Raw genomic sequence first — 19,099 nt, 5'->3', positions numbered from 1 at the left:
AAAACAGTGTTCGTGGAGAGTGATCATGGCGGTTATCGTAAAGTATGTGGTAGAAAGAAATGGAGTAGAGCGTATGACATTTACCAGCAAAAAAGAGGCTGATGCTTATGATAAAATGCTGGATGTTGCAGAAGCGCTTGAAGGCATGTTAGAAAAAGTCGATGTTCCGCTCAGTGAGCAGCAAGTTGAATCGCTGGCACTTGAAATTGCCAAACAAAAAGACGACTTTATGGCTATTCTAAAAGGCACTAAAGTGCCGTCAAAGAAAGACAACGAAGAAAAGCCAGCCGGTAAAAAGGTGATAACGATAAGGTCACGGCAATCAAACAAGCCTGACACCAAATGACTTAATTCGGTCACAAAAAAAGCCAGTATTCTCACAGAGTACTGGCTTTTTAAATTCAGTTGAATTTATTTAAGCACGGTTGCCACAGCATCTGCAAAATAATCGATGTTGTCTTTACTCACACCTGCAACGTTTACACGACTTGAGCCTACAATATAAATTGAATACTCTTCACGTAGTCTGTCTATTTGTGCTTTATCTATACCAAGGAATGAGAACATACCATTTTGGCGCTCAATGAAAGAGAAATCCTGCGCTGTGCCCTTTGCATTCAGGTTATCTTTGATCAAGCTGCGTAGACCGTTAATTCGATCACGCATTTCAGCCAGTTCCTGGTGCCACTCCTGCGTCAACTCCTCACTACCCAGGATGGTATTCACAATGTCTGCACCATGTGCAGGTGGCATAGAGTAAATACTACGTACAACACTCAGCAACACTGAGTTAGACACATCCGCAACCGCAGCATCTTTAGCGATAAATGAGCAGGCGCCAATACGCTCACGGTACAAACCAAAGTTCTTAGAACATGAAGAACAGATCAACAGTTCATCTACGGTTGCCGCCAACAGGCGCAGTCCCTGAGCATCTTCTTCCAGACCGCTACCAAACCCTTGATAGGCGATATCAATCAGTGGGGTAAAGCCTACTTCTTTGGCCAGCTCTGCGACAGTCTTCCATTGCTCTGCGTTTAAATCCATACCACTTGGATTATGACAACATGCATGAAGTAGCACCACATCCCCTTTCGGTACTTGCTTCAGTGCATCTATCATTTCATCGAACAATAACCCTTTGTTCTCATAATCATAATATGGGTACTCTTTAACCTGCAGGCCAGCGGCCTCGAACAAACTAATGTGGTTTGCCCAGGTAGGGGTTGTCACCCATACCGTCGCATTGGTATTACAACGCTTGATAAATTCAGCCGCAACACGCAAAGCACCAGTGCCGCCCGGCGCCTGTGCTGTTCTGACTCGGTTTGCCAGCAATGCAGGGTGATCATTACCCAGTAGCAACTTTTCCATTTTGTCGCAGTAATCCAGGTTACCCGCTAAACCAATGTAAGATTTAGTTGTTTCATTTTCCAGACGAAACGCTTCAGCCTTTTTTACCGCCTTCAGAACCGGGGTATGACCCTGTTCGTCTTTATACACCCCAACCCCTAGGTCAATCTTATTTGGGTTAGTATCTTTTTTATAGGCGGCCATCAGGCCCAGGATTGGATCCGTCGGAAGTGGTTTTAGTTCTGAAAACATGGTTCTCTCTTTTCCTAATTAACGTAAACGAGGTTTTCTGGCTCGTTTGTCACGGGGTTAACTCTGGGCTCATATTAACATAAGTTGTTACGAAGACGAGCCTGCTTAACTTGGAAGATACTCAATCGCACGAAGGCAAGCGGCAACTAAAACTGCCAGTTTGTATTCATCAAAGCACTCTTGCTCAAAAGCTTCTGCATCAATGATCCCAAGACACCGACCTTGCGCGTCTAATAAGGGTAAACACACCTCAGCCTGCACTTTTGGATCGCAGGTGTAATATTCACCGCCATTCGCGACATAATCTGGAATATTATTGATCACTCGAGCTTTCTCAGATAAGAAGGTCTGAATGTTATTTGACGTTGCAGCAAACGCATCGGTAATGGGGAACAAAGGTCGGCTCGGCGCACCATAATAAGCCAGCTTCAGTAGCTGCTGTAAACCATCGGCCTCTCTGGCTTGATAAATACCGAACCAGTCTACCCCTGTGGCAGTTTTAACGTATTCAGCAATAGCCTGTAACCGGGATAAATTGTGCTCACTTTCGCTATTCTGGCTGATATATTGAGCAAGTAAAAAAGGTGCCTCCTGCAAATGGCCAAACAGGCTGCAACTGCCTCCCTCGCCCAGTTCAGGGATTTGATACGCCCATATTGCATCAAGAGTATGGTTTTCAATAAACGCGTCCAGTTCCGCAAGCTGACCCGCTACAGTGCTTTCACTAATGGATAAATTACTATGAGATAGATAAGCTGAAATCATTTGGCCATCCAAACATCTAAATATCCATTGAATTTAACACGGAAGGCAGTGCTATGCCAGAGTCTTATCGGAATATTTTATTTTAAGCTAGACACATCATAGAAGAACACGTTGTTAGCGAAGAGAGTAAATGAGTTCAACTTCATTACCGACCTGATTGTATGTCACACTTTGCGCAATTTCAGAGAGCAACTCCACCCCCCTGCCATGTTCCTGCTGAGATTGATGCAACGCGGTCGTATTGTGGTCGAACCCATTACCCGAGTCACAAATATTAAAAATAAGACGGTACTCTTCCGGGCTAAAGCGCACATTTATAATGATCAAAGCATCTTTGAGGTTTTCCAGTGCACGTGCCCTTTGATGATAATATTCTATAAAGCCATCATCCTGGTTTTTCAGATCGGATTTTAATCCCAGTACACCGTGGTCCAGAGAATTATTATAGGCTTCCGACAACAGCAAGAAGACATTGGATCTGTGCGCATGCAGCCCCTCTACTTTAGATAGGATATCAACTAACTCCAGTACGGGGTCTGTGTATCGCATCTGCTCTGCATTAAGTGAAATGCTGATATTAAAAGGTAATGTGGAGTATTCTGGCGGTAACGCTTCCGTAGACTGGTCAGGCAGGCAGTTTATGATGGCAATGCTTAAATCGTCTTGTTGCTCTTTATGGCCGCTGTACTCCCTAACCTGCTGGATAATATCCTTTGTAGAAATATCCACTTTACAGCTTAATACGTCAATCAGCCGTTGTTCACCAAATAGCTCCCCTTCAGGATCCTCGCTCTCGATAATGCCATCCGTCGCCATGACAATGCGGGTACCCACATCGACTTCAAAGTGCAAAGTGTTACGCTCAAACTCATCCTCGTCCAGGATCCCCAGCGACATATGCTGAGATTCAATGGTCTTGAGCACCTGCCCGTCACTGTCAATCAGATAAATATCCGGAAAACCGCCAAGCCAGGCTGACACGTTTCTGCCTGAGCTGCTAATTTCGACAATGGCTGCTGCGCAGAACATATGCCCGGGCAGCAAGGTGTTCAGTGAACTGTTAAGTTCGGCTGCAATATCATTCACCGCCATGCCTTTTTGCACCATAGTATAAAATATCTTTGATGCTGGCAGTGCACCCACCGCAGCCGCTAACCCGTGCCCCGTAAAATCCCCAAGCAAACAATAAAAACCACCGATGGGGCTTTTGGCCATTAAGAACATATCGCCGTTAAACATAGATGCGGGTGACAAATGGTAGTCACACAGGTCGGCAAAGTCATCCTGACCCGACAATGCATTACGGAAAATATGTTCTACAATCTCGTGCTCGCGCTCAATCTGATTGTAGTGATATTCAAGCTGTTTTTTTTGCTCGTAAGCCTCTTTACTCAGTTTTCTTGTTCGAGCGTGTGCTCGGATCTTGGCTGATAGTATGATCCTGTCGAAGGGTTTATGAATGAAGTCGTCGCCTCCAACATGAAGGCATTTTTCAAAGCTGGCGTGGTCTTCCAATGCAGTGATGAAGATAACAGGTAAGTAGACGTCTCCTGCATGCTCTTTGATTTTGGGCGCAGTTTCAAAGCCATCCATCACAGGCATCATCACGTCCAGCAATACGATGTCTACATCATGGTCTTGCAGCAAGTCCAACGCTTCCTGCCCATTATTAGCAACTAACACCTCATACTGCTGGTGTTCGAGCATGGTTTGTAGCAATCGACAGTTGAGTGGCTGATCATCCACAACCAAAATTAGCATACACTAATCCCTAGTGCTTCAATCAATATCGAATTTCTTATCGAATCTTGAAATCTGCAAAATCTTTTTCAGCTGGGGTCTGCAATTGCTGATCTGTATGCTTGATACCGAGTCACCCAGAGTTTTTTTCATATTGAGCAACATACCTAACGCTGAACTATCCATATAGTCCGTGTCACGCAAATCAACGACGACTTTCTCAGTTTGATTGCCTACTTCTGCATAGGCCTGACGAAAAGATTGGACCAAGTTAAAATCAAACTTTCCTTTGATTTGTATCGTTAAAGTTTTTCCGTCCGCTGAAGCATTTTTGCTCAGGCTCATCGCAAGCTCCTACTTTAGTTGAATTTTGGTATCCATGATGTTGTTTTAAATATAAACCGATAAGTGAAATTAGCCAAAAAATTATCTCGCTTCAAAACGCTTTTTGTTACCATGGCCGCATTCAGCCTCAAACAGGAGAGTCAAAATGTCAGAGAGCCGTTTAGTTTACTCAACCGAGTCTGGCCGCATAAAACACACTGAATCCAAGCCAGAGCCGCAAGCAAAACTGTTTAAAGATGGCGTGGTACGAATCGAACGCCAAACGAAAGGTCGCAAGGGCAAGGGCGTCATGCTGGTTGTTGGTATTGACCCGGCAGAACACGATATGAAAAAACTGGCGAAAACTTTAAAAAGTAAAATGGGTCAGGGCGGCGCACTCAAAGATAATGTGATAGAAATCCAAGGTGATGACCGTAATAAGCTTAAAGCGCTGCTAGAAGCACAAGGTTTCAAAGTTAAAATCGCGGGAGGCTGAGCTCAGCCGAAGGGCGAGCCTGATACCTTCGAGCTCGCCTAACTGGCTTAATGCGCCTGTTTGCCCTGTCCTATATCAGGGTGTTGACTTTGCATCAGAATTTCGTGTTCAGTTAAAGGCGCACTGTAGTAGTAACCTTGTACAATAAAGCAGTTATTTCTTTGTAAAAATGCCACCTGCTCCTGAGTCTCTACGCCTTCAGCAATCACTTTCATGCTCAACTTCTGTGCCATCGCTATGATTGCCGCCGTGATCTCCATGTCATTCGAATCTTGAGGAATGTCCTTAACGAATGAGCGGTCCACTTTGAGCACATCGACCGGAAAGCGCTTCAGGTAACTGAGCGAAGAGTAACCCGTGCCAAAGTCATCAATAGACAAGGACACACCCAACTTTTTCATTTCCAGCAGTTGTTCTATCGCCGCCTCCACATCCCCCATCAACATGCTTTCTGTTAACTCAAGGTGCAACATATCGGGAGACAGGCCGGTTTCTTTCAACGTAGTTGAAATATACTCAATCAACTCTGCATCCTTGAATTGCCGTGCAGACAGGTTGATGGAAATATCCGCAGTGCGGCCACTGCGGCGCAACCTCGCGGAAAATTGACAGGCTTCTCGCAATACCCAGGCGCCCAGTTCAACAATCATACCTGTCGCTTCAGCAATAGGAATAAATTTAGTTGGCGCAATAAACCCTTTTTCAGGGTGATACCAGCGAACCAGTGCCTCATACCCGACGACTTGTTCTGTAGTACTGTCAATCTGAGGCTGATAACGCAGGCTGAACTGGCCCTCTTTGATCGCCTGGCGGAGCTCGTTCTCAATATACAAACGCTCGTTGGCAGCCGCGTCCAGTTCCTGAGAATAAAAGTGAAAGGTATTTCTTCCCTTAGCCTTTGCTTCGTACATGGCAAGATCAGCATGCTTTAATAGCTGCTCTTCCTCTTTGCTGTCAAAAGGTGCCAATGTGATGCCTATGCTGGCGCTGACAATGACCTCGTTGTTACCAAGTCGGATTGGTTTAGCGAGTGTTCGTTGAATTGTGTGGGCCACATCCATGGCATTATCTCGACTTTCTATGCCACTGAGGAGCACAGCGAACTCATCACCGCCCAGACGTGCTATCGTATCTTCAGCTCGCAACCGCTGCTTTAAGCGTTCGGCGACTTCAACCAATAATCGGTCCCCGGCATCGTGACCCAGGGTGTCATTGATACGCTTGAACTCATCGAGGTCGAAGTAAAACAACGCAAAAGCATAATGTCCGCGTTCGGCAAGTGCCATTGATTTGCGCAACTGCATTCGGAAAAAGGTACGATTTGCCAGCCCGGTCAGCGTGTCAAAGTAGGCCAGTTCTTCCATTTTACGCTGGCTTTCTTTAACAAAGGAGATATCCTGCGCTGATGCAACATAGCTTGAGATCCTGCCACTTTCCTCGCGAATAGGGGATATGCTCAGGCTCACCCAGATTTGCTCATCAGAAACACCTTGTAGCAGTGTATCGCCTCGCCAGTAGTTCCGACTGCGTAGGTCAAAATCTATGTCGTCAACGATAATCGCCATTTCTTTCGAAACAATCCCAAGCAAAGGCGCACCAATAAAATGCGCTTCATTAAAGCCGGTCATCTCCAGCATTTTGGGGTTCACGTATTCAATTTTAAACCTATCATTGGTGATAAGCACTCCGGTCCCGGAAAATTCAACAGCTTTACCCAGGCGGTTCGCTTGTTTTTGAGCAGACTCTCGTTCCAATACTCGAGTATTGAGGCCATGGATCAGCTTACGGGTTTCGCTGCTCATATCATTAATTGACGCATTCAGCACACCTAACTCATCGTTGGCATCAGGTAATTCTGGGGATTCAAGCTGACCTTTGCCAAACGAGATCAGCGCATTCACAGACTGATTGACACGTTTTAAAATCAGATGATAAATAACCTGATGTAGTAATAAGGAAACAAAGAGACCGTAAAGGATAAATAAACCAGAGAATTTCCATTTGAGATTATTGAGAGCAGATAATGCGGTGTCACGTTTTTTGTAATAGCCGACATACCAGTCTAACTCCATCAAATGGACCACATTAGCGAGATAAGATTCCTGATTATATCCAAACTCACTTTGCAGGCTGGGTAAGTTAACCCGTAACGTGCTGTCTATCATCTCCTGGAACGCTACCGGCAATGAAGACTTATCTGCCAGTTCATTATTGTGCGCAATAATACCCATATTTGGTGCGGACAAGACTCTTCCCTGCTTATCAAACACTATATAACTAAGGGTATCTGAACTCTCAGGAAGGCGCCTCAACAGCACATCTAACTCTAAATCGCTGCCTGTATAGCCCTGATATATGTCATCTACATACAGAGGGACAAGCACGCTGACTACCCACTTGCTCCAGACTTCATCGAAGTGGATCCCCGACCATAGTGCCTGACGAGTCGGATTCAGTTCTTCCCTCAATAGCGGTAAGGCATGAATGCTGAAATGATTACTCCCTTTACCATCAATCAATAATGAGTTTGGTGGCGATATCCGTACAAAATCGTCGGTGGTATAAAGGTAAAAATTAAAAAAGTCCTGAAGGAGCAAAGGAGATAATGAATTCCAGACATATTCAGATTCGTTGAGCAACGCCTGATTTTGTTCATTTAGGTTTTTTTCAGGTAGATAAGCCGCCGAAATACCGTTAGCTGCAATGCTGTTAACACGCCCATCTGTACGATTTATTTGCACCTGAGGATATGATGCACGTTGCTCACTTTGATCAGAGAAGAGTGTTCTGCCGACAACCATATTGGCTTGCTGCGCCAATTTTTTCTTCAACGTTAAGAATTCGGAAAAGTGTATGAGCGTTTGCTCGCTTTTTTGCTTTAACTCATGAAATTCTTCATGCACAAGTTGCTTTTCTTCGGTTTTCAACATCAGTGCGGCAGCAATAACGCCGGCAATCAAACAAACGGCTGCCGTTAACACCGGGAGTTTGACACTGAGTGAGTTAAAACCAAAGCGAGACACAGGTCGTCGATAGCCCACGATAAACCTTTTAGCTAGTTGTCGTTTTTCAAGAGTATATGGCCAGAATATACCAGATCACGGAGAACCTCGCCAAACACTTTGCCAGATATGTCTCAATTCGGGCTTGTATAGTTAAAATGATCTGTGGTAATAATAGCGTTAATTAGATTAAGAACCACATTTTAGACAGATTTATGACTTTAACGACACGCAACTACTTTTTCTTTTTAGCTTCTTTAGGTGAAGAGGCTTAACTGTTTGCGTGTAAAAATCAGATAGCTAAGCCTCCCACACCGGGAGGCTTTTTTTTGGCAAAATGGGAGTGAGGACCTATGACACAAGATACTTTGGATGCGCTACGTAAGGACATCAATGAAATTGATTCAGAACTGCTGATCCTGCTGGCAAAGCGCCGCAGATTGAGCCACAGCGTACTGGAATATAAGATCACCAATAACAAGCCTATCAGAGACGAGGCTCGTGAGCTGGCGCTGCTGGAAAAACTCATTAGTTACGGCAAATCACTCGGACTAGACCCTTTTTATATCAACAACGTTTTTCAGGTGATCCTGGAAGACTCAGTATTGAATCAACAAGCGCTACTACAGAAAAGTCTGAATCCGGAGTCTCTGAGTGATACTCATAAAGTTGCTTATCTGGGTGGGCAAGGTTCTTATAGCCAGCTTGCCTGTCACAAGTATTTCAGCCGTCGCCCGGGTACACTGGTTGAGCTGGGGTGTCAGACGTTTTCGGACATCACCCAGTCTGTTGAAAAAGGCCAGGCTGACTACGGTATACTACCGATTGAAAATACCAGCTCAGGGAGTATCAATGAAGTCTTTGATTTACTCCAGCATGCTCAGGTTTCTATTATTGGTGAGGTAACACATAGTGTTGAACACTGTTTGCTGGCACAAGAAGGCACTACCCTCAAGGACATCAATAAGATTTTCGCTCATCACCAACCTTTCGCACAATGTAGCCGCTTCCTCGAAGGACTTGGCGATCTGACACAAGAAACCTGCGACTCCACGTCCAGCGCACTGAAACTGGCCGCAGACACACCAAACAGTGCAGCGATTGGTTCAGCACAGGCAGGTAAGGGATTCGGTTTAGAAGTGCTTAAAAGTGGTCTGGCTAATCAAGCGGAAAATCACAGTCGTTTCATTGTTGTTGCACGTCAGCCACTACAAGTATCAACTCAGATCCCTACCAAAACCAGCCTGATCATGGCAACTAAGCAAAAAGTCGGCTCTCTTGCCGATGCCTTGATGGTGTTCAAAGAACACAATATCAATATGACCAAGCTGGAATCACGCCCTGTGCCAGGTAACCCATGGGAAGAAGTGTTTTATGTTGATCTGCAGGCTAATGTCGCGGATAAACAAGTGCAAAGCGCCCTGGAATCTTTGAAAGAGCATACCCAGTATGTACGTATTCTGGGTTGTTACCAAAGCGAATCACTACAGGCAGTAGAAGTGGTATAATACCAGTTTCACTTCATACCTGTTCAATTTGAAGGAGCAAATATGCCGCTAACGGTGTTAAAAATTTCTCATTTAGAGCAACTAAATAACGAAATTTTTGCCTCGCCTATATGGATGTAGGTGCCTCAGCGATAGCAGGACGCGAGAGCGGTGTTATCGACGATATTTTCTCGCCTCAAAATAGAACACTTAATTAAGTAAATTGGTATAAAAGAATGAGAGCGAGGCTTGCCTCGCTCTGCCATGATAACTAAGAAATGACCTTAGCGTCGTTGGCCTTATTGAGCAGACCACGGCTTTGACGTAAAAAGGTTTGTGCACTGTCCGAGAAGTAGCTTTTTGCCTCATCAAAGGCGGCCATAAGTGCCGCTTTGTCACCTGATTGCAAACGGCTCAGTGTCTGTTCAAAGGTATCCTGGTAGCTTGCCAGCAGCCCTTCCACTTCATCAAACTGTGCCAACATGATATCTGTGTACAGCTCCCCGGACTGCGCAAACAGGCGGCCAACCATCATGAGCTCAAGCTGATAAATCGGTGATGAACATCCTTTTAGCTCTTCCAGCGTATGACACTGACGAGCCAGAAATTGGCCATAAACAAAAGTCGTAAGGTGGCGCATAACCTGGATGATCTGCATAGCCTGATCGTGCTTTTTGGCCGCCATATTAGCCAAATGACACCCCCAGATCTTAAGCTGTTCAAGCAATCCCTGATACACCTCGCTATTGCGCCCGTCACACACCACTACGGTTTGCTTCACCCAATGTGAAATATCTGGCCCAAACATTGGGTGCAACCCCACCACAGGCCCGGGGTGCTTTTTCATCATCGCTTGCAAGGGTGCTTGTTTGACAGAGGTAATATCTGCCAGCACGCAATCGTCAGGAAGTGGAGGTAATTCACTGATCACCTGCTCCAGCGCATTAATCGGGACACTTAGTAGCACCAGCTTAGCACCCGAGAGTATCGTCGCTTGATCTGCTTGCTGTGCTTTATCCAAAATACGCACTTCGTACCCTGAGCGCTCTAACTGGCGGGTAAACAATTGACCCATAGCACCTGCGCCACCAACAATCACAACAGGAGATAACTGAGGGGCTGCGCAAGCCAGCTCACTTTGCTGATTCTCATAGGCTTCACGCATCATTCGACGCAATATATCTTCAACGAGATCCGGATTGACGCCCTTTTCATCGGCCTGCGCTCGCCTTGCCTCAATCAGGTCTGCCTCCCTTTGTGGTACATGCAGCGGTGCCCCAGTGACTTGCTTGATTTTTCCAACCTGCTCAGTGAGTTCTCGCCGCTGCGCCAGCAGGTCAACCAACGCACTGTCGCAGGCGTCAATTTTTTCCCTGAGCAAAGTTAGTTCAGATGTTTGACTCATTCCCATACTGTAAACTATTATTTACTTTAGTAAACCAAAAGGTACACCAGTCTAATGCCAACTCGCTTAGATTAGCAAGCTCTTTTGCCGCGATTAAATCTCATCATAGTCCATACAAAAGCAGATTGATCATTGAATTAAAGCTAAAAGTAGACGTATAGGCAGGCAATTGAGGAAGTAAGACGATTCGGGCCTAAAACCAAAACGGGCCACTCAAAGAGTGGCCCGTTTTTAAGCATTGGTAAATGCGACGTATTAATTAAGTTTTTCTTTAATACGTGCAGACTTACCAGAACGCTCACGCAGATAGTAAAGTTTCGCGCGGCGAACTGCACCACGACGCTTCACTGCAATGCTGCTAACAAGAGGGCTGTGCGTTTGGAATACACGCTCTACACCTTCACCGTTCGAGATTTTACGAACTGTGAATGCAGAGTGAAGACCACGATTACGCTTAGCGATTACAACACCTTCAAAGGCCTGTAGACGCTCTTTCTCGCCTTCTTTAACGCGAACCTGAACAACTACTGTGTCACCAGCGCCGAAAGCAGGTACGTCTTGCTTAAGCTGTTCAGCTTCAAGCTCTTTAATAATATTTTGGTTTACTTTTGCCATTTTATTTCTCACATTCCTAGGAGTAACTGTCTTCTAGCCACAAGCTTCATGTTCTTGCTGAAATTCAGCAAGCAAACGCGCTTGCTCCTCAGTCAGAGCTAGGTTACGCAACAAGTCTGGACGGCGTAGCCAAGTTCTTCCCAGTGACTGCTTTAAGCGCCACTCGGCTATCGCTTGGTGGTTTCCACTGAGCAATACAGCAGGCACCTGTTTTCCATCCAACGTTTCTGGCCGAGTATAGTGTGGACAATCTAATAAGCCGTCTGAGAACGAATCTTGTTCTGCAGACTGGTTGTGGCCTAACACACCTGGCACCAATCGCGCGACTGCGTCGATTAACGTCATGGCGGGCAGTTCACCCCCACTTAAAATAAAATCCCCGATGGACCATTCTTCGTCGACATACGACTCGATGATCCGCTCGTCTATACCTTCGTAGCGACCAGCGACTAAAATCAACTTTTCGGATTGAGCCAGTTCGGCCGCACCTTGTTGATCTAACTTCCGCCCTTGTGGAGACATATAAATTACTTTAGCGCCTTCCCCTGCTGCCTGTTTGGCATCAAGAATGGCTTGTTTGAGAGGCTCGACCATCATCAGCATGCCCGGACCACCACCATAAGGTCGGTCGTCAACAGTTCTGTGCTTATCCAGTGCATAGTCTCTCGGATTCCAGCAGTGAAAGTCGATCAGCCCGTTTTTTACGGCCCGACCGGTGACACCTTGCTGAGTTACCGCGTCAAACATTTCAGGAAAGAGTGAGATCACCCCAACCCACAGTTTTTGCTGTTCACTCATTAAAACGCCGGATCCCAGTCTACAGTAATTTCTCGTTCTTCGTGCTTAACTTCAATCACAACAGAATCTGTCAGGAATGGAATTAAGCGCTCAGACTGACCAAATGCATCTTTTTTGTTTGCTTTCACAACCAAAACGTCATTTGATCCAGTCTCCATCAAGTCATCAACATGACCCAGGTTATACCCTTTTGTCGTAACGACTGTCATACCGATGAGATCTCGCCAATAAAACTCCCCTTCTGGTAATTCAGGGAGCTGCTCTACATCTACTGAGATTTCTGCATTGGTCAGTGCCATTGCTTCGTCTCTGTCGTTGATGTTCGCAAACTTGGCGATAAAGCCCTTGCTGTGACGACGCCAGTCACTCACTTCAAGGGTTTGCCATTTACCTTGTTGACCTATCAACCATGGGCTGAAATCGAAGATCCCTTGGGGATCATCAGTAAATGAATGCACCTTAAGCCAACCTTTGATGCCATAAGGAGCACCAAGTTTACCAACAACGATTGTCGAGGTTTTTTCTTGACTCATGGTTACACTTACGCCTATTAAGCCGCTTTACGAGCGTCTTTAACCAGTTTAGCTACGCGATCAGAAAGACCAGCGCCCTGACCTACCCAGTGATCAACACGGGCAAGGTCTAGACGAAGTTTTTCTTCTTGACCAGCAGCGATTGGGTTAAAGAAACCTACTTTCTCGATGAAACGACCGTCACGCGAGAAACGGCTATCCGCAACCACGATTTGATAGAATGGACGCTTTTTAGCGCCGCCACGTTGCAAACGAATAGTTACCATACCGTCCTCTACATAGATTGACTGTTTTCATTAATAAGATTTGCTTCCCACTTTGGGAAGCTGGGGAATTGTACGTCTTTTTTCACGCATTGCAAGTGTGAAATCCATTTTATTACCAAATGATGAAGATGCTCGGTAATTGACAGAAGATGACGCCTAAATTGTGTGAATGCGATGGCCAGCCTGGGTCATATCGCATCTGAGGGCATAAGTATAAAAGAAGGACCGCAAAACAGACACCCTTCTTTAATATACGTGATACGTGTTACTTTAACTGTGGCGACTAGAAGGTGACTTTAACTTTGGCCGCCAGATAACGTCCCGGCATTGTATACTGAGACAAGCTGATATCAGCAGCGCTGCCTGCGACCCGTTCGTAGTTGACGTATTCCTTATCCAGTAGATTGAAGATACCCATATTCAGCTGCCAGTTGTGCCAATGATAATCTGCAAACACATCAACCGTGGCCCAGCCAGCGGTTTTAATTGCCGCATCAGAGGGGGCTTTATCCATATGACTGGCAGCACGCAACGCCGTTGTCAGCGACCACTGCTCAGACTCATAACGCGCTTTAACAAAGCCATTAAGCGGGCTCAGCGATTCTATGTAGTCATCGGTCTGTGAATTTTTACCATGCAGGTAGGTCAGGCCGCTGTCGATGGCAATCTGATCGTTCAGCCACAAGGTCATATTGGCTTCAAACCCTTTGATTTTTACTTCCTCAATATTCTGATACTGATAGACCTGTTTACTGACATTAGGGATGAAGGTAGGCTCAGTGCGGACCAGCTGATTAGCAATAAAGTCGTCAAAGGTAGAGTGGAATACACCAAGAGAAAACTGACTGCTATCAAAACTGCCTTTTAAACCGAGTTCAAGGCTATCACTGTATTCCGGATCCAGATCTGAATTTGGGATGATCTGGTAAAAAGGCTCAACACCGTGACTCTGATAAGCCTGATCGTGGGCGGGATCTTAAACCCACGCGCATACTGGCCCACCAGGCTCAGGCCATCCGAAATACTGTACACCACACCCAGTTTAGGTGACAGCGCCGTCTCATCAATTTTTTCAAATGCGCCACTGGCATATAATGTATCGTGCTTGGGATCCATCTGGTAACTGTCCAGTCTCAGACCTGCATTCACAGTCAAAGAGTCGGGCAGTAGCGTTACATTATCCTGGATAAATAACCCGATTAACGTCGTATCCGCTCCGGGAAACGCTTTTTGTGCCTCGTTGTCTTTAACCAAAGCGCCTTGCAGGGTGCGCCGTGACTTGTAGCGCGGACGCTGTGTGTCATACCTGTCGAAGTCCAGCCCATATACGAATTGGTGTGCAACGGCACCAACGTCTAACTGTTTGTCCAGTACCAACCGGGTGCCAACAATCTGCTGCTCAAAGCGATAGTCATTGGTATCAACGTAAGGCCCTGAACGGTCAGCACCGGCGCGGATTTGATCGCTGCGTTGCTCGTAATCGCTAAAGTATGCCTGTGCTTGCAGGTTATCGTACAGGGCCGTTGCCGCACTGCTTTTATATAGTACGGACACTGACAGGCTATCGTTCACTTCCTTTGTCTCGTTGCTCTGTTCTGCCAGTACCTGCTCTGTTTCCTGAGTGTAATAATCCAAAGTAGTTAACAGGCTAGACTGCGCCCCCAGGGCCAGTTCACCTTTTAGTACAGCAGCCGTGGAGGTGTAGTCATATTCAGGCAAGGATTCGTCATAATTCTGTGTTTCACTCCCCTCGCGGCGAGTTAACTGAAGTGACGCTGCATGCTCGCCAATGCGCTTTGCAAACACGCCACTGATGCTCTGCTCGTCACTGGCACCATGATAACCAGCACTGAGATGAGCATACGCTTTGCTACTTGCTAAATAATCAGAGGGTGATTTAGTGGATATTACTACTATGCCACCGAGTGCATCTGAGCCGTAAAGTGAGGAAGCGGCCCCTTTGGCTATTTCAATTTGTCTGACGCCTTCGATATCCAAATAGCCCCGACCAATTAACAACCCCTGCCCACCTTCGTAGGCATCGTTCAAACGTCTGCCGTCTTTGATATAGACCACGCGGTTACCGCCAATACCTCGCACAGTGATCGCCTGTGCATTACCTGCACTACCCTGTGTGGTAATACCGGTTTTATAACGAAACGCCGAGGCCAGGTCGATACTCACTTCCTGCTCCAGAGTCTGTTCAGTCACGACGCTGACACTGCCAGTCACATCCGACAGCTTTTGCTCGACCCGTGAACCACTAACCACAATAACCTCTGCAGACTTTTCAAATTCATCGGCCTTGGCATCGGTCGTACCAAGGAGTGCTGCTACTACACCAAGCGCAATACTGCTGTGCTTTAAAGTCATTAGAAACCTCATTCAGGAATTTAAACAGAACTATTTTGTTGTGCACTATAATGTCCCTGAAACTCATTTGCAAATGATAATGGTTTTCATTTTTATATTTATGTAGATTTGGGTGGCTTTATTCAGTAGAATCGGTACCTGATAAGGTGAGCACCCTCTATTTCTGCGTGACATGTGAATTAAAATATTGTGACAAAAAATACAGGGGAACCAAAAATAATTGTATTAAACGAGATAAACCATGCATAAACTAATGTTTCTGATTTTGATATCAATGCTCAGTCACCAAGGCGTCGCCGCACAGCGCATAGTTATCGCGGGAGGCTCCATAACAGACATAGTATTTGCTCTGGGGGCAGGAAAAAATGTCGTGGCTGTAGATTCCTCCAGTACCTCACCGGTTGCTGCGACGAAATTGCCCAAGGTAGGCTACTATCGAGATCTGGCAGCTGAAGGCGTGCTGTCGCAACACCCAGATTTGATCCTTGCTTTGCAAGGCAGCGGCAGACCCGAAGTTTTGACTCAGTTGCGCAGCACCGGAGTGCAACTCAACCTGTATGATAAGCCGACTAATATCAATGAGCTATTTAACCTGATAGCCCAGCTTGGCCAAGATCTAAACCAGCCAAGTCAGGCACAAAGACTTATAAATAAACTGAAGCAAGCCTTACCGCCCAAAGCACCACCATCCTCCCTCAGTGCGCTCTTTATTCTCTCTGCCGGCGATCGAGGCATCACAGTAGCAGGCCCAGAAACGGTGCCTGATCTGCTCTTCGGCTATACGGGTGTGCGTAATCTGGCAACGGAGCCCGGCTACAAACCCTTCAACCGTGAAGCTATGTTAGTCAGCTCGCCAGACTTTCTGGTTGCTCCTAGCCATGTTGTTCACAGCCTCGGTGGCCCGGAGCAATTTTGTCAGCAAAGTGCCCTGGCTTTGCTACCAGCCGCTCAGCAATGCAAACTGCTGGTGATGGATTCTTTGATGTCAATGGGGATGACCACCCGACTACCTGAAGCCATAGCTCAACTTGCCGCATATCGGGAACAATCCACACTATGACTCCGACGCACTCGATTTTAACATCACGTCATCACACTACCTGGTTATGGTTAAGCAGTACTGCATTGCTTGCGCTGACCTGGTTATCTATAAGTAGCGGTCCGGTAGGCTGGGACTGGCGCATGCCTGTGGTTGCCCTGTTACCTGATCAACTTACACAAGATATTACTGAGCTGCATATAACCGTAGTTACTCAGATCCGTCTGCCAAGGCTGTTACTGGCCCTGTTGGTGGGTTGTGTACTTGCCTGCAGTGGCGCTGCCAGTCAGGCACTGTGTCGCAACCCATTGGCCGATCCCAGCCTGATGGGAGTCACCGGTGGTGCGGCCGTTGCAGCCATTGCAGTGATAGCACTTTCCCCAAAAGTAGCCTTTATTAACGAAGCCATGGTCGCACCGGCGGCTTTTTTAGGCGCACTGGCCATCACTTCCTTGCTGTATCGTATTGCCAGCCACAACGGCCAGGTCCAGATCACTATACTGCTGCTTGCCGGGGTGGCGATCAATGCCGTGGCCATGGCGTTGATCGGACTGCTCAGCTTTTTTGCCGATGATACTTCTTTGCGCCTGATGACCTACTGGCAGATGGGCGCGCTCGCCGGCGCCAGCTGGTCCGCCATGCAATATGGCGCGCCGCTCATTCTTATTTGCATCGTGATGCTGGTTGTGCGTCGAAAACAGATCAATGCGCTGATGCTCGGAGAACGTGATGCCAGACATCTGGGCGTCAATGTCAGCCGACTCAAAAAGGAGGTGATTTTTCTGATTGCACTGGGTGTCGGCGGGGCGGTTGCTATGTCGGGCATGATTGGCTTTGTCGGCCTGCTGGTGCCTCACCTGGCACGATTGCTGGTTGGTCCTGATCTGCGCCGCATGCTGCCTTTGAGTATGTTACTTGGCTGTGTGGTATTGCTCACGGCCGACTGGCTAGCACGTCTGGTTGTTACCCCTTCAGAGCTACCCATTGGTGTGATCACCGCCCTGTTCGGCAGTCCGTTTTTCGTCTATTTATTGATCCAACAAAAACGAGGTGCACATGCTTGAATGTCGTAACCTGACAGTGACCCGTGGCGGCAAGCCTATACTGACTGAGGTGTCATTGACGCTAGAAACCGGTCAGTTTATTGTCCTGCTGGGTGAAAATGGTGCAGGGAAATCCACATTATTAAGCGCGATTTGTGATGATATCCCCTATAGTGGCCAGATCCTGTTGCACGGGTGTGCCATGGATAAACTCGACCCGCTCACTTTAGCTACTCAGCGAGCCGTGCTATTACAGCACAACCGTGTTAATTTTGCCTTCTGTACCACCGAGTTAATCGCTATGGGTCGCTACCCGTATCAGGAAAGCAGCGCTGAGCAGGCGGCAGTGGTTGATAAACTCACCACACAACTGGCACTTGAAAAACTCGCGAAACGGGAAATTACCCAGTTGTCGGGTGGTGAATTTCAGCGTGCCCAGTTTGCCCGATGCCTGGCCCAGCTAAATGCACACGACCCGGGCACCCGAAACAAGCTGATGTTGCTGGATGAACCGACCTCGGCACTGGATCTGCACCACCAGCATCGGGTACTCAGTGCCGCGCAACGCTTTGCCCGTCAGGGCAATACGGTAATTGCCGTGTTACATGATTTAAATCTCGCGTCGCTTTATGCCGACCGGATCCTCTTGCTGGACAATGGTCAGATCCGCAGCGATGGCCCGCCGCAAGATGTTCTCAGACACGAAGTATTGCTACCCATTTACCAAACAGGCATGCAGATTAACCTGCATCCCAGATATAATATACCTATGATATTCTCAGAACCGCTAACAGGAGCTCCCAATGCGTGAACAAGCCGTTTTTGAAGCGCGCCAGCTGCTCAGACAATCGACCGTCTGTGTGATGTCCACACTCTCTAAAAATCTGGCGGGCTACCCGTTTGGCTCAGTCACGCCGTTTATGAGTGACGATCAGGGTCGGCTGGTTTTTTACATTGCTGGTATTGCGCAACATTCGCGCAACCTGACAGAAGACAGCAGAGTGTGCGCAACAATTTTTGATGCTGCGCAAAGCGGAGACCAGAACGAACATGCCCGCGTCACCATCGTCGGCGACGCTGCGCCGGTTGCAGATGAAGAGGCAGCCGACCTACTGCTGCGTTACGAGCGTCATTTTCCAGAGGCGCTCAGCTATCGCAAGGCCCATGATTTCAAACTCTGGCGCATGGAAATAAAACGCGTGCGGTATATCGCCGGCTTTGGGCAGATATTCTGGCTGGAGGCTGACGAGTGGGCACAGCCTGCTGCAAATTGGGACCTGGCAGGTGAAGCGCATATGGTGGAACATATGAATGACGATCACCAGGATGCCAATCAGTTGATCCTCAAACTGGTGCACAATGTTGACGCCACAGAAGTGACTATGACCACACTACTCAATGAAGGCTGTTATTTCAGAGCCAATGACAAATCATACTACGTACCTTTCGAAGAGCGCTGCGAAGACGCAACCGCTGTACGCAAAGAACTGGTGCGCCTTACCAAAGCGGCCCGCGCACAATTCGGTGAAGCCGTAGAAAGCTAACCATTAAAAAAGGACAGAGTGATTCGCATCAGTCTGTCCTTTTTTAGTCTGGCTTAGCCCTGAA

The 19,099-nt window shown here is 47.1% G+C and carries 19 protein-coding genes; 7 read left to right on the top strand and 12 right to left on the bottom strand.

The window, feature by feature from the left end:
* Positions 1-25: 25 nt before the first annotated feature.
* Positions 26-346 (top strand): YebG family protein, encoded by a 321-nt coding sequence (locus ELR70_RS11385; protein WP_241566371.1) that lies wholly within the window; start codon positions 26-28, stop codon positions 344-346.
* Between the two features lie 65 nt (positions 347-411).
* Here ELR70_RS11385 and ELR70_RS11380 read toward each other — a convergent pair whose 3' ends face one another.
* From ELR70_RS11380 to ELR70_RS11365, 4 genes are all read right to left on the bottom strand, one after another.
* Positions 412-1,605 (bottom strand): amino acid aminotransferase, encoded by a 1,194-nt coding sequence (locus tag ELR70_RS11380; protein WP_054014084.1) that lies wholly within the window; start codon positions 1,603-1,605, stop codon positions 412-414.
* A 105-nt stretch (positions 1,606-1,710) separates the two neighbouring features.
* Positions 1,711-2,370: a GAF domain-containing protein gene (locus ELR70_RS11375; RefSeq protein WP_054014085.1), complete on the bottom strand. Its 660-nt coding sequence runs from the start codon at positions 2,368-2,370 to the stop codon at positions 1,711-1,713.
* Between the two features lie 114 nt (positions 2,371-2,484).
* The gene (locus ELR70_RS11370) at positions 2,485-4,131 is read right to left on the bottom strand and encodes a fused response regulator/phosphatase (RefSeq protein ID WP_054014086.1); all 1,647 of its coding nucleotides are present in this window, start codon (positions 4,129-4,131) and stop codon (positions 2,485-2,487) included.
* A gap of 18 nt (positions 4,132-4,149) precedes the next feature.
* Complete coding sequence (locus tag ELR70_RS11365) at positions 4,150-4,455, bottom strand: STAS domain-containing protein (RefSeq protein ID WP_054014087.1); 306 nt, start codon at positions 4,453-4,455, stop codon at positions 4,150-4,152.
* Between the two features lie 145 nt (positions 4,456-4,600).
* Between ELR70_RS11365 and ELR70_RS11360 the strand changes: the two genes are divergently transcribed.
* Entirely contained in the window at positions 4,601-4,930 is a 330-nt protein-coding gene (locus ELR70_RS11360; protein WP_054014088.1) for a translation initiation factor, read from the top strand.
* Positions 4,931-4,977: 47 nt separating this feature from the next.
* Here the strand turns inward: ELR70_RS11360 and ELR70_RS11355 are convergent, their stop codons facing one another.
* Positions 4,978-7,971: an EAL domain-containing protein gene (locus ELR70_RS11355; protein ID WP_054014089.1), complete on the bottom strand. Its 2,994-nt coding sequence runs from the start codon at positions 7,969-7,971 to the stop codon at positions 4,978-4,980.
* A 314-nt stretch (positions 7,972-8,285) separates the two neighbouring features.
* Here ELR70_RS11355 and ELR70_RS11350 point away from each other — a divergent pair, with 314 nt between their 5' ends.
* Positions 8,286-9,440 carry a chorismate mutase gene (locus ELR70_RS11350; protein ID WP_054014090.1) on the top strand — a complete coding sequence of 385 codons (1,155 nt, stop codon included), beginning with the start codon at positions 8,286-8,288 and terminating at the stop codon, positions 9,438-9,440.
* A 250-nt stretch (positions 9,441-9,690) separates the two neighbouring features.
* Here the strand turns inward: ELR70_RS11350 and tyrA are convergent, their stop codons facing one another.
* From tyrA to ELR70_RS11315, 7 genes are all read right to left on the bottom strand, one after another.
* Complete coding sequence (gene tyrA / locus ELR70_RS11345; protein WP_054014091.1) at positions 9,691-10,824, bottom strand: bifunctional chorismate mutase/prephenate dehydrogenase; 1,134 nt, start codon at positions 10,822-10,824, stop codon at positions 9,691-9,693.
* A gap of 255 nt (positions 10,825-11,079) precedes the next feature.
* Positions 11,080-11,439 carry a 50S ribosomal protein L19 gene (rplS, locus tag ELR70_RS11340; protein ID WP_054014092.1) on the bottom strand — a complete coding sequence of 120 codons (360 nt, stop codon included), beginning with the start codon at positions 11,437-11,439 and terminating at the stop codon, positions 11,080-11,082.
* A 33-nt stretch (positions 11,440-11,472) separates the two neighbouring features.
* Positions 11,473-12,237, bottom strand: coding sequence for a tRNA (guanosine(37)-N1)-methyltransferase TrmD (trmD, locus tag ELR70_RS11335; protein WP_054014093.1), 765 nt, complete (start codon positions 12,235-12,237; stop codon positions 11,473-11,475).
* Positions 12,237-12,770: a ribosome maturation factor RimM gene (gene rimM / locus ELR70_RS11330; protein ID WP_046006658.1), complete on the bottom strand. Its 534-nt coding sequence runs from the start codon at positions 12,768-12,770 to the stop codon at positions 12,237-12,239. Before rimM ends, trmD begins: the two co-directional genes overlap by 1 nt.
* A gap of 17 nt (positions 12,771-12,787) precedes the next feature.
* Positions 12,788-13,036 (bottom strand): 30S ribosomal protein S16, encoded by a 249-nt coding sequence (gene rpsP, locus ELR70_RS11325; RefSeq protein WP_010382415.1) that lies wholly within the window; start codon positions 13,034-13,036, stop codon positions 12,788-12,790.
* A gap of 283 nt (positions 13,037-13,319) precedes the next feature.
* Positions 13,320-13,940, bottom strand: coding sequence for a TonB-dependent receptor (locus ELR70_RS25700; protein ID WP_277749882.1), 621 nt, complete (start codon positions 13,938-13,940; stop codon positions 13,320-13,322).
* The gene (locus tag ELR70_RS11315; RefSeq protein WP_164881448.1) at positions 13,901-15,409 is read right to left on the bottom strand and encodes a TonB-dependent receptor; all 1,509 of its coding nucleotides are present in this window, start codon (positions 15,407-15,409) and stop codon (positions 13,901-13,903) included. The genes ELR70_RS25700 and ELR70_RS11315 overlap by 40 nt, the downstream gene beginning before the upstream one ends.
* 241 nt (positions 15,410-15,650) lie before the next feature.
* Here ELR70_RS11315 and ELR70_RS11310 point away from each other — a divergent pair, with 241 nt between their 5' ends.
* From ELR70_RS11310 to ELR70_RS11295, 4 genes are read left to right on the top strand one after another with little or no spacing between them, the layout of a single operon-like run.
* Positions 15,651-16,469 carry an ABC transporter substrate-binding protein gene (locus ELR70_RS11310; RefSeq protein WP_054014095.1) on the top strand — a complete coding sequence of 273 codons (819 nt, stop codon included), beginning with the start codon at positions 15,651-15,653 and terminating at the stop codon, positions 16,467-16,469.
* Positions 16,466-17,512 (top strand): iron ABC transporter permease, encoded by a 1,047-nt coding sequence (locus ELR70_RS11305; protein WP_082353103.1) that lies wholly within the window; start codon positions 16,466-16,468, stop codon positions 17,510-17,512. Before ELR70_RS11310 ends, ELR70_RS11305 begins: the two co-directional genes overlap by 4 nt.
* Positions 17,505-18,302: a heme ABC transporter ATP-binding protein gene (locus ELR70_RS11300; protein WP_054014096.1), complete on the top strand. Its 798-nt coding sequence runs from the start codon at positions 17,505-17,507 to the stop codon at positions 18,300-18,302. The genes ELR70_RS11305 and ELR70_RS11300 overlap by 8 nt, the downstream gene beginning before the upstream one ends.
* The gene (locus ELR70_RS11295) at positions 18,295-19,035 is read left to right on the top strand and encodes a DUF2470 domain-containing protein (RefSeq protein ID WP_054014097.1); all 741 of its coding nucleotides are present in this window, start codon (positions 18,295-18,297) and stop codon (positions 19,033-19,035) included. The genes ELR70_RS11300 and ELR70_RS11295 overlap by 8 nt, the downstream gene beginning before the upstream one ends.
* Positions 19,036-19,099 lie beyond the last annotated feature (64 nt).

This window comes from Pseudoalteromonas sp. R3, assembly GCF_004014715.1.
GTDB lineage: Bacteria > Pseudomonadota > Gammaproteobacteria > Enterobacterales > Alteromonadaceae > Pseudoalteromonas.
Note: the sequence above shows the minus strand (reverse complement) of the source record. Positions and strands in the feature narration are given on the sequence as shown.

What these genes read in the sequence shown, in the direction of transcription:
- ELR70_RS11385 (WP_241566371.1), top strand. Translation starts at nt 26, where the DNA reads ATGGCGGTTATCGTAAAGTATGTGGTAGAAAGAAATGGAGTAGAGCGT.
- ELR70_RS11380 (WP_054014084.1), bottom strand. Translation starts at nt 1,605, where the DNA reads ATGTTTTCAGAACTAAAACCACTTCCGACGGATCCAATCCTGGGCCTG.
- ELR70_RS11375 (WP_054014085.1), bottom strand. Translation starts at nt 2,370, where the DNA reads ATGATTTCAGCTTATCTATCTCATAGTAATTTATCCATTAGTGAAAGC.
- ELR70_RS11370 (WP_054014086.1), bottom strand. Translation starts at nt 4,131, where the DNA reads ATGCTAATTTTGGTTGTGGATGATCAGCCACTCAACTGTCGATTGCTA.
- ELR70_RS11365 (WP_054014087.1), bottom strand. Translation starts at nt 4,455, where the DNA reads ATGAGCCTGAGCAAAAATGCTTCAGCGGACGGAAAAACTTTAACGATA.
- ELR70_RS11360 (WP_054014088.1), top strand. Translation starts at nt 4,601, where the DNA reads ATGTCAGAGAGCCGTTTAGTTTACTCAACCGAGTCTGGCCGCATAAAA.
- ELR70_RS11350 (WP_054014090.1), top strand. Translation starts at nt 8,286, where the DNA reads ATGACACAAGATACTTTGGATGCGCTACGTAAGGACATCAATGAAATT.
- tyrA (WP_054014091.1), bottom strand. Translation starts at nt 10,824, where the DNA reads ATGAGTCAAACATCTGAACTAACTTTGCTCAGGGAAAAAATTGACGCC.
- rplS (WP_054014092.1), bottom strand. Translation starts at nt 11,439, where the DNA reads ATGGCAAAAGTAAACCAAAATATTATTAAAGAGCTTGAAGCTGAACAG.
- trmD (WP_054014093.1), bottom strand. Translation starts at nt 12,237, where the DNA reads ATGAGTGAACAGCAAAAACTGTGGGTTGGGGTGATCTCACTCTTTCCT.
- rimM (WP_046006658.1), bottom strand. Translation starts at nt 12,770, where the DNA reads ATGAGTCAAGAAAAAACCTCGACAATCGTTGTTGGTAAACTTGGTGCT.
- rpsP (WP_010382415.1), bottom strand. Translation starts at nt 13,036, where the DNA reads ATGGTAACTATTCGTTTGCAACGTGGCGGCGCTAAAAAGCGTCCATTC.
- ELR70_RS11315 (WP_164881448.1), bottom strand. Translation starts at nt 15,409, where the DNA reads ATGACTTTAAAGCACAGCAGTATTGCGCTTGGTGTAGTAGCAGCACTC.
- ELR70_RS11310 (WP_054014095.1), top strand. Translation starts at nt 15,651, where the DNA reads ATGCATAAACTAATGTTTCTGATTTTGATATCAATGCTCAGTCACCAA.
- ELR70_RS11305 (WP_082353103.1), top strand. Translation starts at nt 16,466, where the DNA reads ATGACTCCGACGCACTCGATTTTAACATCACGTCATCACACTACCTGG.
- ELR70_RS11300 (WP_054014096.1), top strand. Translation starts at nt 17,505, where the DNA reads ATGCTTGAATGTCGTAACCTGACAGTGACCCGTGGCGGCAAGCCTATA.
- ELR70_RS11295 (WP_054014097.1), top strand. Translation starts at nt 18,295, where the DNA reads ATGCGTGAACAAGCCGTTTTTGAAGCGCGCCAGCTGCTCAGACAATCG.